The sequence below is a fragment of the Corynebacterium sp. P4-C1 genome (genome assembly GCF_030503595.1).
Classification (GTDB): Bacteria; Actinomycetota; Actinomycetes; order Mycobacteriales; family Mycobacteriaceae; genus Corynebacterium.
In genome coordinates this window covers 1,987,754-2,001,694 of record NZ_CP129966.1, presented here as the reverse complement: position 1 = coordinate 2,001,694, position 13,941 = coordinate 1,987,754, and the positions used below count along the sequence as shown (strand labels likewise).

The 13,941-nt window shown below is 63.0% G+C and carries 12 protein-coding genes and 3 pseudogenes; 5 read left to right on the top strand and 10 right to left on the bottom strand.

The genetic code is table 11. The annotated features are described in order from the left end of the window. Positions 1-16 precede the first annotated feature (16 nt). Both QYR03_RS09435 and QYR03_RS09430 read left to right on the top strand, forming a co-directional pair. Positions 17-307, top strand: a complete 291-nt coding sequence (locus tag QYR03_RS09435) for a rhodanese-like domain-containing protein (RefSeq protein ID WP_259850278.1) — start codon at positions 17-19, stop codon at positions 305-307. Positions 308-387: 80 nt separating this feature from the next. After that, positions 388-816 (top strand): annotated as a pseudogene (locus tag QYR03_RS09430) (MarR family winged helix-turn-helix transcriptional regulator); the annotation flags it as partial. Positions 817-1,057: 241 nt separating this feature from the next. Here the strand turns inward: QYR03_RS09430 and QYR03_RS09425 are convergent. The 8 genes and pseudogenes from QYR03_RS09425 to groL all read right to left on the bottom strand — a co-directional run bounded on the left by QYR03_RS09425 (position 1,058) and on the right by groL (position 6,656). Then, positions 1,058-1,513 (bottom strand): hypothetical protein, encoded by a 456-nt coding sequence (locus tag QYR03_RS09425; RefSeq protein ID WP_259850271.1) that lies wholly within the window; start codon positions 1,511-1,513, stop codon positions 1,058-1,060. Positions 1,514-1,641: 128 nt separating this feature from the next. Further along, positions 1,642-1,830 carry a hypothetical protein gene (locus QYR03_RS09420; protein ID WP_259850269.1) on the bottom strand — a complete coding sequence of 63 codons (189 nt, stop codon included), beginning with the start codon at positions 1,828-1,830 and terminating at the stop codon, positions 1,642-1,644. Between the two features lie 50 nt (positions 1,831-1,880). Continuing rightward, positions 1,881-2,096: pseudogene (locus QYR03_RS11050) on the bottom strand (hypothetical protein); the annotation flags it as partial. Between the two features lie 96 nt (positions 2,097-2,192). Next, positions 2,193-2,798 carry an enoyl-CoA hydratase-related protein gene (locus QYR03_RS09415; RefSeq protein ID WP_259850267.1) on the bottom strand — a complete coding sequence of 202 codons (606 nt, stop codon included), beginning with the start codon at positions 2,796-2,798 and terminating at the stop codon, positions 2,193-2,195. A gap of 197 nt (positions 2,799-2,995) precedes the next feature. After that, positions 2,996-3,889, bottom strand: a complete 894-nt coding sequence (ppk2, locus tag QYR03_RS09410) for a polyphosphate kinase 2 (RefSeq protein WP_259850265.1) — start codon at positions 3,887-3,889, stop codon at positions 2,996-2,998. A 223-nt stretch (positions 3,890-4,112) separates the two neighbouring features. Next, positions 4,113-4,259 carry a hypothetical protein gene (locus tag QYR03_RS09405; protein WP_301713512.1) on the bottom strand — a complete coding sequence of 49 codons (147 nt, stop codon included), beginning with the start codon at positions 4,257-4,259 and terminating at the stop codon, positions 4,113-4,115. Between the two features lie 43 nt (positions 4,260-4,302). Next, on the bottom strand, positions 4,303-4,473 hold the full coding sequence (locus QYR03_RS09400; protein ID WP_259850261.1) for a hypothetical protein: 171 nt from the start codon (positions 4,471-4,473) through the stop codon (positions 4,303-4,305). A 548-nt stretch (positions 4,474-5,021) separates the two neighbouring features. Beyond that, entirely contained in the window at positions 5,022-6,656 is a 1,635-nt protein-coding gene (groL, locus tag QYR03_RS09395; protein ID WP_301713513.1) for a chaperonin GroEL, read from the bottom strand. Positions 6,657-7,038: 382 nt separating this feature from the next. On the opposite strand from groL, the gene QYR03_RS09390 reads away from it, so the two are divergent. Next, positions 7,039-8,346 (top strand): lipase family protein, encoded by a 1,308-nt coding sequence (locus QYR03_RS09390; RefSeq protein ID WP_301713514.1) that lies wholly within the window; start codon positions 7,039-7,041, stop codon positions 8,344-8,346. A gap of 126 nt (positions 8,347-8,472) precedes the next feature. Here the strand turns inward: QYR03_RS09390 and QYR03_RS09385 are convergent. Both QYR03_RS09385 and QYR03_RS09380 read right to left on the bottom strand, forming a co-directional pair. Continuing rightward, positions 8,473-10,483: pseudogene (locus tag QYR03_RS09385) on the bottom strand (OPT family oligopeptide transporter). A gap of 124 nt (positions 10,484-10,607) precedes the next feature. Beyond that, on the bottom strand, positions 10,608-11,027 hold the full coding sequence (locus tag QYR03_RS09380) for a hypothetical protein (protein ID WP_301713515.1): 420 nt from the start codon (positions 11,025-11,027) through the stop codon (positions 10,608-10,610). Between the two features lie 127 nt (positions 11,028-11,154). Between QYR03_RS09380 and QYR03_RS09375 the strand changes: the two genes are divergently transcribed. Next, entirely contained in the window at positions 11,155-12,543 is a 1,389-nt protein-coding gene (locus QYR03_RS09375; protein ID WP_301713516.1) for a M20/M25/M40 family metallo-hydrolase, read from the top strand. Between the two features lie 615 nt (positions 12,544-13,158). Continuing rightward, complete coding sequence (locus QYR03_RS09370) at positions 13,159-13,755, top strand: acetyl-CoA acetyltransferase (RefSeq protein ID WP_301713486.1); 597 nt, start codon at positions 13,159-13,161, stop codon at positions 13,753-13,755. Positions 13,756-13,941 lie beyond the last annotated feature (186 nt).

Genomic DNA, 13,941 nt, shown 5'->3' with positions numbered 1-13,941 from the left:
CATCTAGACTGGCGCCATGAAGTCCGTACAGGTCAACGAAGTGCCCGAAAACGCCCAGCTTATCGACGTCCGCGAGCCCGACGAGTTCTCCGACACCCACGCCAAGGGCGCCGTGAACTTGCCCCTGTCCAATTTCGCGGCTCTCTCCGAGCAGATCGACTTTGATCAGCCCATCTACGTCATCTGCAAATCCGGCGGCCGCTCCGCCGAGGCCTCCCAGTACCTCGAGGCTGTCCGCGGAACCGAAGCTATCAACGTCGTCGGTGGTACCCAGGCGTGGGTCGAGGCCGGTCTGCCGACCGAATAACTCCGACGGGGTTGGTGGGGTGATTTATCTTCACCCCTAACCAACCATAGGAATCCCCCATCACTGCTACATTGATGCACATGGCAGAATCCTTGGAGCACCCCGCCGCCCTGACCAAATCTCCCTCGTTCCAGATTGAGCGCGTGCGTCGCGCCACGAAGGACGAGGTCGAAAAAGCGCTGGCCGCGCTCGGCGCCACCATGCGCGAGTTCTGGGTGCTGACATGCACTCTCGAGCACGCCGCGAGCCAGACCCAGCTTTCCGAGCTCCTCGCCATCGACGCCTCCGACATGGTCCGCCTCATCGACTCCCTCGAGACACAAGGCTGGGTCTCCCGTGAGCGCGACCCCAAGGACCGCCGCCGCCAGATCATCATTCCGACCGAAGAGGGATCCAAGGCTCAGGAACAGCTCGCCGCCGCCGTGGCCGAAGCCGAAGACCGAGCTCTCGATGCCACCACGACCAAGCAGTTGAAGCATCTCCGCAAGCTGTCCCTGGCGATCATGGCCGAGCCGCACGGCTCCGATGAGGCTGACACTACCGGGAATGGCTCCCCCGCCGAGTCCTCCGACGGCACCGACGCCGACTCGTCGTCCGAGAAGTCGGACAAATCGAAGACGGCGGATAAGCCTGCCAAGTCCGACAAGGTCGATAAATCTGAGAAGTCCGGAAAGTCGGGCAAATCCGGGAAGTCCGGCAAGTCCAAGTAGCCGGACACCGATCCGGCCGTGGGGAGCTGAAGTACGTCTCTTAGACCAGGCGACGACGCCCGAACGCGAAGATCGCTGCGCCCATGATGGATGCGAGCAGCAGGCCGATCAGGCCCTTCGCGATGGTGTTGCTGCCGGTCTCAGCGTTGACACCGCGCTCGGAGTCAGCAGCATCGTTGCCGCCAACCTCGACGACCTCGTCGCCTGCCGGAACATACTGCTCGTCGCCAGCTGGAGCACCCTGCTCGCCCTCAGCGTTATCGGCTTCGAGGGCGATCTTCTTCTCTTCCTCGATCTGGTCGACCGGGGTGTAGACGAGTCCCGCGTCGTTGACGTAGAACTGGCCGTTGCTGTGCAGGTACCAGGTCGCACCCTCGTGGTTGATGGTGGCGGCCGGTTCACCCAGATTCTCCTGAGCGTCGGCAGCCGGTGCGGCACCCAGAGCAAGGGCGCCGGACAGCGCGATGGCAATTGCGGTCTTGTTGAAGCGCTTCATAGATTCTCTCCTCGGGGAAGTGGGAAACGGAAAAGAGTCCCAAAGCAAGGTGGTGAACCGTGCAGCCAAGAGACAAGTCTCGACCCGTACTTCAGGGTTAGCTCCACTGTAAGTGAGAGTCACACTAATCACAACAGCATCACAGGCACCATCCGTGGGCTTTCGATAGCTACGGTGAGGACCGGCTTCGACTTCGCGTCGACGTTGGTCGAGCCCGTCATCTGGTCCCGCGCGTTAGTCGACGCGACCGTAGCCTTGTCGAACTTGATGCACTTCGTCTGCGGCAGGGTGGACTCGTCCCCCCACACACCTTGCACTCCGCACCGACCTTGAGGTCCTTGACCACATCGTCTCTGTTTCGGCCGACGGTGATCGTGCCCTCCACTGGCGCGATGTTCGGTAGGTAGAGTTTCTTCGCCGCGTCGTAGGTTCCCTCGCGATCGCAGCGGTATATCACGTTGAAGGTCGCGCCGTCCAGATCCTTGCCGCTCGCATCTTTGCGCGATGTGAGCTGTAGTTGTTTTTCGACATCGAATTGCGTCGTGCCGCATTTGATCCTGAATTCGTACGCCAGGTTCGGCATCGTGCTCGCGCCGTTCACCTATTCACTGTCCGTGATTTATACACGCAGCTGAATGAATTGACTCCCGGCCGACGAATTACGCCCGCGGCGAAATGTTTAGGAGCGGAAGGCCGCCTTGATCGACGTGATCGTCACGGCAGAACCCTCGGCGCATACAGTAGCCACTTCGACCGCATCGCCGAAGGTGCCACGGAGGGCGGCGAAGCCGCAGTCGACGGCCGTGGCGGAGTTGATGGGCATGCCGGTCATCAGCATGGTGCGGGCGCGGGCGCCGCCGACGAGGCCGGCGAGGGCGCCGGCAAGCTCGGGCGTGACGGGAACGCCCATCCGCGCCACCGGAATAGCAAAGCGTGCCGACGGCGCCACCACCCGGATATCGCACGCACCCGCCAGCATCGCCCCGGCACCGATCGCCGGGCCGTTCACGTACGCCACCACTGCTTTCTCCGCGCCGCGGATGATCTCCAGCACGCGTTTCAGCGCCGGGTAGATCGCGGCAGGATCGCCGGAGGACAAGTCTGCCCCAGCGGAGAAGGCGGAGCCGGCGCCGGTGAGGAGGATCGATGGGGCATCGATAAGCTCGTGCTCAAGCATGTCCGCGAGCTCGACGAGGAGCTCCTCGCTGAGAGCGTTACGTTTCTCGTCGCGGTCGATGGTCAGGACGGCGACGCTGTCTGCGGGGCGGGTGACGTTGATGAACACACTGACGACCCTATGCCCAGCGGGCGGGGCGCACAACGGGAGCGGGGTTGAATCTCGCTAGGACAGAAACGAAAACTTAGATGCTAACCCCGAAACTTAGCTTCCCGCGTGAACCGGTGATTCCACCGAAACCCACCTGGGGAAACTATGTTCTAGGCTCAACATTTAGCCAAGGCTAAAACCCAAGACCTGAGAAACTAGTCCCCGATCTGATCGCGGCCACGCTTCACGATCAACGGGTCAGGCTCCCCCACCACGTCGTGGTCCTTGTTCGTGTACTCGAACTTGGAAAGGATGTAGCGCATCGCGTTGACGCGGGCGCGCTTCTTATCGTTGGACTTGATGGTCACCCACGGGGACTCGTCAGTGTCGGTGTATCGGAACTGCTCTTCCTTCGCGCGGGTGTAGTCGTCCCACTTGTCCAGGGAGGCGAGGTCCATCGGCGACAGCTTCCACTGGCGCACCGGGTCGACCTGGCGGATGGCGAAGCGGGTGCGCTGCTCCTTGCGGGTGACGGAGAACCAGAACTTGGTCAGGGAAATGCCCGAACCAAGGATCATGTTCTCCAGCATCGGCACCTCGCGCAGGAACTCAGCATGCTGCGACTCGGTACAGAAACCCATCACGCGCTCAACACCCGAGCGGTTGTACCAGGAGCGGTCGAAGAAGACGATCTCGCCGCCGGCCGGGAAGTGCTCGATGTAGCGCTGGAAGTACCACGACGTGGACTCGCGCGGCGACGGCTTCTCCAACGCCACCGTTCTCGCGCCACGCGGGTTGAGGTGCTCGTTGAAGCGCTTGATCGTGCCGCCCTTACCAGCCGCGTCACGCCCCTCGAAGATGATGATGTGGCGCTGACCCGTGTCCTTCGTCCAGTTCTGCCACTTCAGCAGCTCAATCTGCAGTGCGCGCTTCACCTTCTCGTATTCGTCACGCGTCATGCGCTCGTCATACGGGTAATTCTCGCGCCACGTCTGGATCGGAGTTCCGTCTGCCTGCAGCAGCACCGGGTCGTCCTCGTCAGAATCGTCGACGTAGTAGCCTTCGGTTTCCGTCAGGTCAATCAAGGGCATGTCATCATCGTTCGCCATGCCCGCCATTTTAGCGGCGCACACGCGCCAGCGCTGGGCAACGCTTATCGACGACCCGTTCGCCGCCCCCTCCCATTTAGAACCAAGTGTTCGTGCGCTTGCCCTGTGCGAACATCGCCGAGATTCCCGAGAATTCGCGAGCTCCAGGTTGTGCGGGAAGAAATGGTCACGGCAAACAAAAAATCCTGCCGCCGAAGCGACAGGATTTGAAGTTCTCTCGTTACTACGGGAGCAGCTTCAGCAGCTTGACGAGGCCCTCAGCGGACTCAGCCAGCGGCTTCATCATGTCGAAGAGCGGCTTGAGGGTGTTGTTCCAGACCAGGTCAAGGTTGCTAGCAGCCTGGGAGGAACCATCGATGAATGCGTCCATGTTGAACTCCTTCGAGAGTCAGTGTTTAGAAAGGGAGGGGGACTTACTTGGTCTTGAGGGCAGCGAGGTTGTCGCCAGCATCCGCCCAGTCCTGGATGGAAGCGATGACGCCGTCAGCGCCGAAGAACTTCTCGAGGCCGCCGAGGAACTTGGACCAACCGTTCCAGGTGTTGGCGAAGTTCTCGAGGTGCATGATGATTTCTTTCACGTCCATGTGAAGAATCTCCTTGTGCAGATATACCGGCTAGCGCCGGATGAGGGTTTCTGGTTTTCAGACACCCCGATCGGGCGTCACGGGAGTTTTTTGCCACACATTTCTCAGCGGTCAATACCGCGCCTGGAGTCGGATTTCAGGCTTCCGAAACGGTACCGTTACTTAAGATATGAACAAAAAGTAAACACGAGCAGCGCCGGTGAGTTATAGAGCACTTTTTTGAAATCGAACATTAACCGGGCCAAGATCTCACTCATTTTGTGTAACGGTCGACAATCGACCTCCGGTAACGCGATGTTCACCTAAGGCACCCGTCGCGCGACCTCCGCGATTACCCCTTTCCGGGGGCGGCATGGCGTGTCACAGCCACAACAGCAATTGTCATTGCTTTACAGCAGCCCCTATTCGACAGTGCGCGGACCACCGCCTTTCCGCTTCCTCCGCCTGGCCAGCTCCTCTGCGAGCGGAAGCAAACGCACGAAACCCCGAGCCAGGCTGGCCGCGGGGCGGGCTGGGTGGCTCGGGGCGTCGCTAAGCGGAGATGCTTTTTACATCATGCCGCCCATGGCCTCCGGGTCCATGGCGGGAGCTGCGGGCTCCGGCTTCTGGGCGACGACGGCCTCGGTCGTGAGGAAGAGGCCGGCGATGGAGGCGGCGTTCTGAAGAGCGGAACGGGTGACCTTGGCGGGGTCCGCGATGCCGTTGGCCAGCATCTCGACGTACTCGCCGGTGGCCGCGTTCAGACCCTGGCCAGCCGGGAGGTTGGCGACCTTGTCGGCGACAACGCCCGGCTCGAGGCCGGCGTTGAGGGCGATCTGCTTCAGCGGTGCGGAGAGGGCCTCGCGGACGATCTTCACGCCGGTGGCCTCGTCACCCTCGAAGCCGAGGTCGCCCTCGAGCTCCTTGGCTGCCTGCAGGAGTGCGACGCCGCCGCCGGCGACGATGCCCTCCTCGACTGCTGCCTTCGCGTTGCGCACAGCGTCCTCGATGCGCAGCTTGCGCTCCTTGAGCTCGACCTCGGTGGCCGCGCCGACCTTGAGGACAGCGACACCACCGGCGAGCTTAGCCAGGCGCTCCTGGAGCTTCTCGCGGTCGTAGTCGGAATCGGAGTTCTCGATCTCGGCGCGGATCTGCTTCACGCGGCCCTCGATCTGGGCCTGCTCGCCCGCACCCTGGACAATCGTGGTGTCGTCCTTGGTGATGACGGCCTTGCGTGCCTGGCCGAGCAGGGAGACATCGGCGCCGTCGAGGGACAGGCCGACCTCCTCGGAGATGACCTGGCCGCCGGTCAGGATCGCGATGTCCTGCAGCATTGCTTTACGACGATCACCGAAGCCCGGCGCCTTCACAGCCACGGACTTGAAGGTGCCGCGGATCTTGTTCACCACGAGGGTGGACAGGGCCTCGCCCTCGACGTCCTCGGCAATGATCAGCAGCGGCTTGCCGGACTGCATGACCTGCTCCAGAACCGGGACAAGCTCCTTGACGTTGGAGATCTTGCCGGAGACCAGCAGGATGTACGGGTCCTCGAGCACTGCCTCGCCGCGCTCCATATCGGTGGCGAAGTAAGCGGAGATGTAGCCCTTGTCGAAGCGCATGCCCTCGGTGACCTCGAGGTCGACGCCGAAGGTGTTGGACTCCTCGACGGTGATGACGGACTCCTTGTTCACGGAGCCGTTGCCGACGGCGTACATTGCCTCGGCGATCTTCTTGCCGATCTCCGGGTCAGAAGCCGAGATACCAGCGGTGGAAGCGATCTCCTCCTCAGTCTCGACCTCCTTCGCGGAGTCGAGCAGGAGCTGGGAGACCTTATCGGTGGCGGCCTGGATACCGCGCTTGATGCCCATCGGGTTGGAGCCGGCGGCCACGTTGCGCAGACCCTCGCGGACCAGCGCCTGCGCCAGGACGGTCGCGGTGGTGGTGCCGTCGCCGGCAACGTCGTCAGTCTTCTTGGCGACTTCCTTGACCAGCTCGGCGCCGATCTTCTCGTACGGATCCTCGAGCTCGATATCCTTCGCAATGGTCACGCCGTCATTCGTAATAGCGGGCGCGCCCCAGGACTTCTCAAGGACGACGTTGCGGCCCTTCGGGCCGAGGGTGACCTTCACAGCGTCAGCCAGGGTGTTCAGACCCTGCTCGAGGCTGCGGCGTGCTTCCTCGTCGAATGCGATCATCTTTGCCATGTGAGTTTGTTGCTCCTCGTTTATGTAGGAAAAGGCGACGCCACTCTCACGTCTACAAGGTCCAAGCGGGCGCCCGCGACGGCACGGCTGGTGAGCGCAAAACAGCCTCACCCGCTCGAAATTGACTTTTAGCACTCACTTGGCGGGAGTGCTAGAGTCATTTTTAGCAGCCGGAGGCAACGAGTGCAAGGTCGGAATGAAGAGCTGGGAGCGCACCGCTCTAGCCCTGCAAGGCCACACCTGGCAAGCCGCGCAGATTCTCCATCAGCGGCCATCTCCTGGAGTAGGAATTCCCAGACCACCAACAGCCTCCGCCAAGCGGAGGAGCACAATTGGCTACAAAGGAACAAAAAGCACACGTACCACTAGTGGGAGTTCACTCATGACCCTTAGGTCCACAACTCAGATGACCGCCTGCGCGGCAGCCGTCGTCACGCTTGGAATGGTCGGCGCAGTAGCCGCCGTTCCAGCCCACGCGCAGTCATCTAAGTCTTCATCGCAGCTGGCGCAGCACTTCGTCGACAACGGAGACCCCATGCGGCCTGTTGCCCCGTATGACGGCACGCTCTACCGGAGTGGCCTGCCCCATGTGGAACCGTCAGGCGAGCCCGGCACCGTACTGGCCGAGGTACCCCTGGACCCGAATGTCGGGCTCCCCACTGCCGCCGAGCAGTACCGCATCGCGTACACGACCACAGACAAACTGGGAAAGCCCGCCGTCGCCACAGCCGCTGTTTTCCTGCCCCGGGGCGAGCGCCCGGACGGCGGCTGGCCTGTTGTCGCTTGGACCCACGGAACAGTCGGTCTGGGCGATGAATGCGCCCCGTCGATCAACCCGCGCATTCCACGGGACGTTGAGTACCTGGGCAGGTGGCTCGACCTCGGATACGCGATCGTCGCGCCGGACTACGTAGGCCTCGACACCCCCGGGCTCCACAGCTACCTCAACGGTAAGCAGTCCGCGGTTGAGTCCGTCGACTCCGTGGCCGCCCTGCACAAAATGAAGGCCAGCAAGGACAAGAACGGGCCGGTCCTGGACAAGAAATGGGCGGTCATCGGCCAATCACAGGGCGGAGGTGTCGCCCTACACGTCGCCCACCGCGCAACCGAGCTCAGCAAGAAACTCGGCCTAGACTACCGCGGTGCGGTGGTGACAGGAGCGCCCGCCTACATCGAAGAGTTCATCACCAAGCTCGGCCCGTCGTTCCCGCCAGCTCCGCTGCCCGCCGGAATGCAGGTCTACGGCCTTTACATCCTGGGTGCGGTGCGCGAAGCTTACCCAGACATCGACTTCGATTCCGTCCTCACCGACGAAGGCCGGCGCATGATCGCCGCGGCGCAGCACAGCTGTTACTACGAAGTCGAAGACGCGGTCCGGAATGTCAATCTCACCCGCGCTTTCACAAAGCCGCTTAGCGACGTCCCCGGCGCAGACCGCGCCATCCGCGAATTCATGGCGACCCCTGTCTCGGGTTACGACAAACCGGTGTTCATCGCCCACGGACTCAAGGATGTCGACATGCCGGCCCCCATCGGCATGGCCTTGAACTCGGACATGTGGCTGCGCCAATTCATCGGCGCAGAGAAGAACAGCAAGGTGGAGGTGCGTTGGTACCCGACCGACCACGACGGAACAGTCAATGCCTCTACCCAGAACTCCGTTCCGTTCCTGCAGCAGATCATGCGTTAGTACCGTCCCGGATCGGGCACCGCCCCAGGCCGCCCCCCCTGGAACGCGACGAGGCACGGCGATGATGCCGTGCCTCGTTCATTTCATGCCCTCGTACAGCGCCTCACGTCCGTCCGGGGGCTCAGGTCACTTCGACCGATCGACCGCGGCCATTTTCTCCGCGGCAACCGCATCGGCTGGCGCAGTGATGGGCAGATCCTTGGCAGCCTTGGCAGTCCGGCTGTAGATGAACACGATTGCGGCCGTGAAGAGAACGACACCGGCCAGGCTGGTCCAGGCGTTCTCCTCGAAAATCTCCAGCGGGCTCTCACCCTGGGCGGCTGCGATGATGCCGGCGTTGACCACACCGAACAGCGACTCACCCACGATCAGGCCGGTGGCGCCAAGGGTGCCCATGCGGATCGCGGATTCCGGGTTGCGCTGGTGCGATGCCCAGCGGTTGTAGAAGTGGCCGATGATGGCGCCCAGCGGAACCATCACGGTGACCGTGACAGGCAGGTACATGCCCATGCCCACTGCCAGCGGCGGCAAGGAGTACTTCTTATCGGTGGTGGCGGAAAGAATCTCGTCGATGATGATCACGACGGTACCGATGGCGGCACCGAGGAAGATGAGGTTCCAGTTCAGGGAGTCGTCGAAAATGCCGGTGGCGACGGACGACATCAGTGCTGCCTGCGGCGCAGCGAGGGCGTCCGGGCCCGCGCCCTCCATCCCCTGGAAGCCGAAGCCGGTGAGCATGAGGTGCAGGACCGGCGGGATGACGACGGAACCGAAGAGGACACCGATGACGAGGGCGACCTGCTGCTTCCACGGGGTGGCGTCGACAAGCTGACCGGTCTTGAGGTCCTGCAGGTTGTCGTTGGAGATAGTTGCGATACCGAAGACGATCGCCGCGGTGAACAGCGTGTACGCCACCAGGGAGGTCGCGCTGGCATCGGTGCCCGCGGTGAACGCGGCGATCAGCAGCGCCGACGTGATCACGGCAATGATGCCCACCGACGAGATCGGCGAGTTGGACGCACCGATCAAGCCTGCCATGTAGCCGCAGACCGAGGCGATGACCAGGCCGGCGATCAGAATGAACAGCACGGAGATAATGGTCAGGCCGACGGCGTGCTCGTGAATGTCGGTGCCGCGCTGGAAGTCCCACAGCAAGAAGCCGATCGGGAGCATGGACGCCAAGATGATGCCCAGGACGATCGGGAACGGGATGTCGCGCTCCGTGACGTCCACTTCTGTGCCGGCGGCCCGCTTGCGGGAGCTGGACAGCGAGGCGCTCACGCCCTTGATCACCGGACCGGCGATCTTGATCAGCGTCCACAGTGCGGCCACCGCCATGGTGCCCACGCCGATGAAGCGGATCTCGGAGGCGAAGGTGGTGGAGACGATCTCGGAGAGGTCCGTGACGGAGCCGTCGACGAGTGAAGATGTGCGCCACGGTAGAAGAACGAAGAAGGAAATGACCACGCCGACGAGCATGGCGATACCGACCGTCATACCGACCAAGTGCCCCACACCGATCAGGGCCAAGGAGAGCGAGCCTCCCATCATGGTCGCGCCCTTGCCGAACTTGAAGGTGCCGGAGATCTCGCCGGCGGCCGCCTTCATCGCGGCGAGCAGGCCGTAGAACGCGGAGACGATGCCACCGACAACAATGACCCGCAGGCCCTTGACGTTCTCCTCGTTGTTCGGGTCACCATCGCCGACAACGGAGAACCTCCGCCGCGGCCACACCCTCCGGGTACGGCAGGTCAGAACCGGTGACCAGCGCGCGGCGCAGCGGCACCGAGAACATCACACCGAGGATGCCGCCCAGCGCGCACACCAGCGCCGTGGTCCAGAACGGGAAGCCCTGCCAGTAGCCGATCATCACCAGGCCCGGCAAGACGAAGATGATCGCGGACAGCGTTCCCGCAGCCGACGCGATCGTCTAGACAATATTGTTCTCTTTGACGTTGTGCCCGGCGAACTTGCGCAGCACAGCCATGGAGATGACTGCCGCCGGAATGGAAGTGGCGAATGTCAGGCCCACCTTGAGCCCCAGGTAGACGTTCGCCGCGGTGAACACAAGCGTGATCAGTCCGCCGATGATGATGCCGCGCAGAGTAAGCTCACGCAGTTCCGCCCCGTTATCCATTTCACGCCTTTCTAACAATGTGTTGGCAGGGATATTACTCTGCTGCCAACAATCGTTGAAAACCGGAACGATCAAGGTAGGCCAGCAGTTTCGGCTGCCACGCGGCCGTCGATAAGCGTTGTTCCTAGTACTTGCCTTGATATCTCCCGCTTTTTCGGTGCACGACCACTAAGGACTTGGGTTGCGGAAGCCAGTAACGGAAATAGCGTGCCTTCATCTGCGCGATCGCCATCTGCTGCGTGTGCGGATCGGCGTTGATCTTCGGCGCGGTCTGATTGATGAGCCAGCCCCCGCGCGTAAAAACCTGGCGCTTGATGTCTCTGTGCAGACCGATCGTGCCATCGACCCAGGCGAACAGCAGCTCCTCCCCCGACGGCATGCGCGCGAGCTCCCGGGTCTGCATGGGATCTTCGTTGCCCTTCCACCACGCTCCCCCGTCCACGGCGACCACGTGCCCATACTCCCGCTTCACGACGGGGTCGAACAGGTCGCGAACACGCGGCCACGCGATCTGCACGACCAGCGCGACGATCAAAAGGGTCATCACGACCGTTTGCCATGTGCCCTGAGAACCACTCCAACACGTCGCGCCCCCTTCGTCGTTGTAGCGCCGATCTTACAAGGCAGACGCGTCACGCACGGCAGATTCGGGCGCTGGTACGTTCGAGGTCATGAGCACTTTCGAACCGAACCGCGAACGGATTTTCAACGACCTTTCCGCACTCGTGTCCTTCAACTCGCCCCACTCGGTGCCGGAACTCGCCGACCAGCACGGCGCCGCCGCCGACTGGGTCGCGAACGCCCTGGCAGAGCGCGGACTCGAGGTCGAGCGCCACGCCACCGTCGACAACGCCGACGCCATCATCGCGCGCAAGCACGTCAGCGACGACGCACCGACCGTCCTCCTCTACTCCCACTACGACGTCGTCCCCGCCGGTGACCCGTCCGCGTGGACTGCTGACCCGTTCACCCTCACCGAACGCGACGGCCGCTGGTACGGGCGTGGCGCGGCGGACTGCAAAGGCAACGTCGCCATGCACCTTGAGGCATTGAGGCTTATCGACGACGCCGGCGGCACCGACGCCAACCTCGTCGTCCTCGTCGAAGGCTCCGAGGAACTCGGCGGCGGCGGCCTAGAGAAGCTGATCGAGGAGAAGCCCGGACTGTTCTCCGCCGACATCATCCTCATCGCCGACTCCGGCAACGTGGCCGTGGGCACCCCGACCCTCACCACCGCCCTGCGCGGCGGCGCCCAGCTCAAGGTCAAGGTGGAGACCCTGCGCGGCGCGATCCACTCCGGCACCTTCGGCGGCCCCGCCCCGGACCCGGTCGCCGCACTCATCCGCACCCTCGATTCGCTTCGCGACGACTCCGGCCGCACCACCATCGACGGCCTCGGCGACGCCCTGACCGCCACATGGCCCGGCCAGCCCTACGACACCGACGCCTTCCGCAAGGACGCCGGTGTCCTCGACGGCGTATCCCTCATGGGCGACATCGACAACGGCATCGAAAACGCCGCCGACATGGTCTGGGCCCGCCCCGCCGTCACCGTCATCGGCTTTTCCTCCACCCCGGTCAGCGAAGCCGTCAACGCCATCATCCCGCGCGCCGAAGCCCAACTGAACCTCCGTGTCCCCGCCGGCATGGACCCCGCCGCAGCCGCCGAGACACTCAAGCAGCACATCATCGACCACACCCCCTGGGGCGCCAAGGTCGAGGTGGAGATCTTCGACGTCAACCACGGTTTCGCCACCGATCCCTCCCGACCCGCCATCGCACTGCTCGGCGAGTGCCTGCAGGAGGCCTACAAGGAGACCGAGAGCAGCGACGGCGCACCCGCCGGCGTGTCCACCGACCTGGTCAGCGTCGGTTCCGGCGGCTCCATCCCGCTCACCGCGACACTGCAGAAGCACTACCCGGACGCCGCGATCGCCATGTACGGCGTCGAGGACAACAACGCCGGCATCCACTCCGTCGATGAGTCCGTCCACCCCTACGACATTGAGCGCGTCGCGGTCGCCGAGGCGAAGTTCCTGCAGCGGGTGACCACGCTCTAGCCCCCTGGGCCCCGCGCGGGCCTTTGGGATCTAAGGGCCGCCCCGGCGCCGTGGCGTCGCTTTCACCCCGCCCACCCGCCCGTCCCCTCCTGTCCCTCCGTCTCCAAATCCAGCTACTTGCACCCAGCTAATCACCGGTTTCGGCCCGAATAGCTGGATCCAAGTAGCTGGTTTCTACGTTTAGACGGGCGGGGGACGTTGCCAGGGGAGGAGCTGCTGGGACCGACAACCGGGGCGGGCGGAAACTACCAGAGCGGACAAAAGACCACCGATGAGAGGCCGCCCGACATCACCGCCCCCGAGCTGTTCCACATAGTGAAACTTCCTATCGGTCAAGTGGGATTATTTTTGCCCCCGTGAACAGGTACTTCATGTGCGTTCGGGCGATATTCTTTGCTAACTGTGTTGCGCATCACCCTTAACGTGGCTAGTGTCAGTGGCATGCGAAAGCCGATTCTTCTACGAGCCCTAGTACTCAAGGTGGTACTAGAGGCCACCGACCCCAACGCGGAGTAACCGACTCCCCGCGGTGTGGGGTAGTGGTCGTTAACCACCCAGTACAGCGAGTCGGTACACCCCAACACACTCACCGCGAAACGTAGAAGGACATCGACCGTGTCTTACACCTCGACTCAGCACACTTCCCGTACCCAGAATCAGACCCGCTCCACCGGCTTCACCCCGACTCCGCAAGAGGCTTCCCAGCACACTCCGCAGCAGGCGCCCCAGCAGCAGCCGCAGCGCGAGCAGCTTGACCCGTTCCAGCGCCGCTTCGACTCCCCGCGCCGCCTGCCGCGGGAATTGCGCGCCGAGGCGATGGGCATGAGCTGGGCATTGTTCAGCGCCACGTATGCCCCGAGCCCGACCGTCAAGTTCTCCGATATCCGCTCCAGCCACGACCACTGGTGCTACACCACCTACTCGGCAGATCTGACGCGCACGTCGAAGACGTTCCCGCCGCAGACCACCCGCCATGAGGTCACTTCCTCGGGCCCGGCGCACGCGTTCGGGGCGATGTTGGCGGAGGAGGGCCGCTACGTCGAAATCCTCGAGTTCCACCAGTTCCAGCTGCATGAAGCCACCTTCACGGCAATCAAGGTCGCTCACCAGATCAACGAGCGCAACACGGCGTGGGCTATTGGTTTCGGTGCGACGAGCGAGTCCTCGATCGCCGCGGCGATGGCGTCGGGAGCCCAGCGGATCTACGGCTAGGAGGCTAGGCACTCTCCTCGCGGGGATGCACGGACACCGAATGCAACCCTCCCCCGCTCAATCCTTATAGGTAGACTGCTACACGTTGGCCGCGCCAGCGATGACGCGCCTTTTTGATTTGGTTTTACGTAGTTTTCCCAAGTTGGCAGGGTGTTTTACTCGCCTGCGCGCTGTTGGCTCCACTGT

Coding starts and splice junctions, on each gene's coding strand:
- QYR03_RS09375 (WP_301713516.1), top strand. CDS start 11,155: ATGAGCACTTTCGAACCGAACCGCGAACGGATTTTCAACGACCTTTCC.
- QYR03_RS09435 (WP_259850278.1), top strand. CDS start 17: ATGAAGTCCGTACAGGTCAACGAAGTGCCCGAAAACGCCCAGCTTATC.
- QYR03_RS09400 (WP_259850261.1), bottom strand. CDS start 4,473: ATGGACGTGAAAGAAATCATCATGCACCTCGAGAACTTCGCCAACACC.
- QYR03_RS09405 (WP_301713512.1), bottom strand. CDS start 4,259: ATGGACGCATTCATCGATGGTTCCTCCCAGGCTGCTAGCAACCTTGAC.
- ppk2 (WP_259850265.1), bottom strand. CDS start 3,889: ATGGCGAACGATGATGACATGCCCTTGATTGACCTGACGGAAACCGAA.
- groL (WP_301713513.1), bottom strand. CDS start 6,656: ATGGCAAAGATGATCGCATTCGACGAGGAAGCACGCCGCAGCCTCGAG.
- QYR03_RS09425 (WP_259850271.1), bottom strand. CDS start 1,513: ATGAAGCGCTTCAACAAGACCGCAATTGCCATCGCGCTGTCCGGCGCC.
- QYR03_RS09390 (WP_301713514.1), top strand. CDS start 7,039: ATGACCCTTAGGTCCACAACTCAGATGACCGCCTGCGCGGCAGCCGTC.
- QYR03_RS09380 (WP_301713515.1), bottom strand. CDS start 11,027: ATGACCCTTTTGATCGTCGCGCTGGTCGTGCAGATCGCGTGGCCGCGT.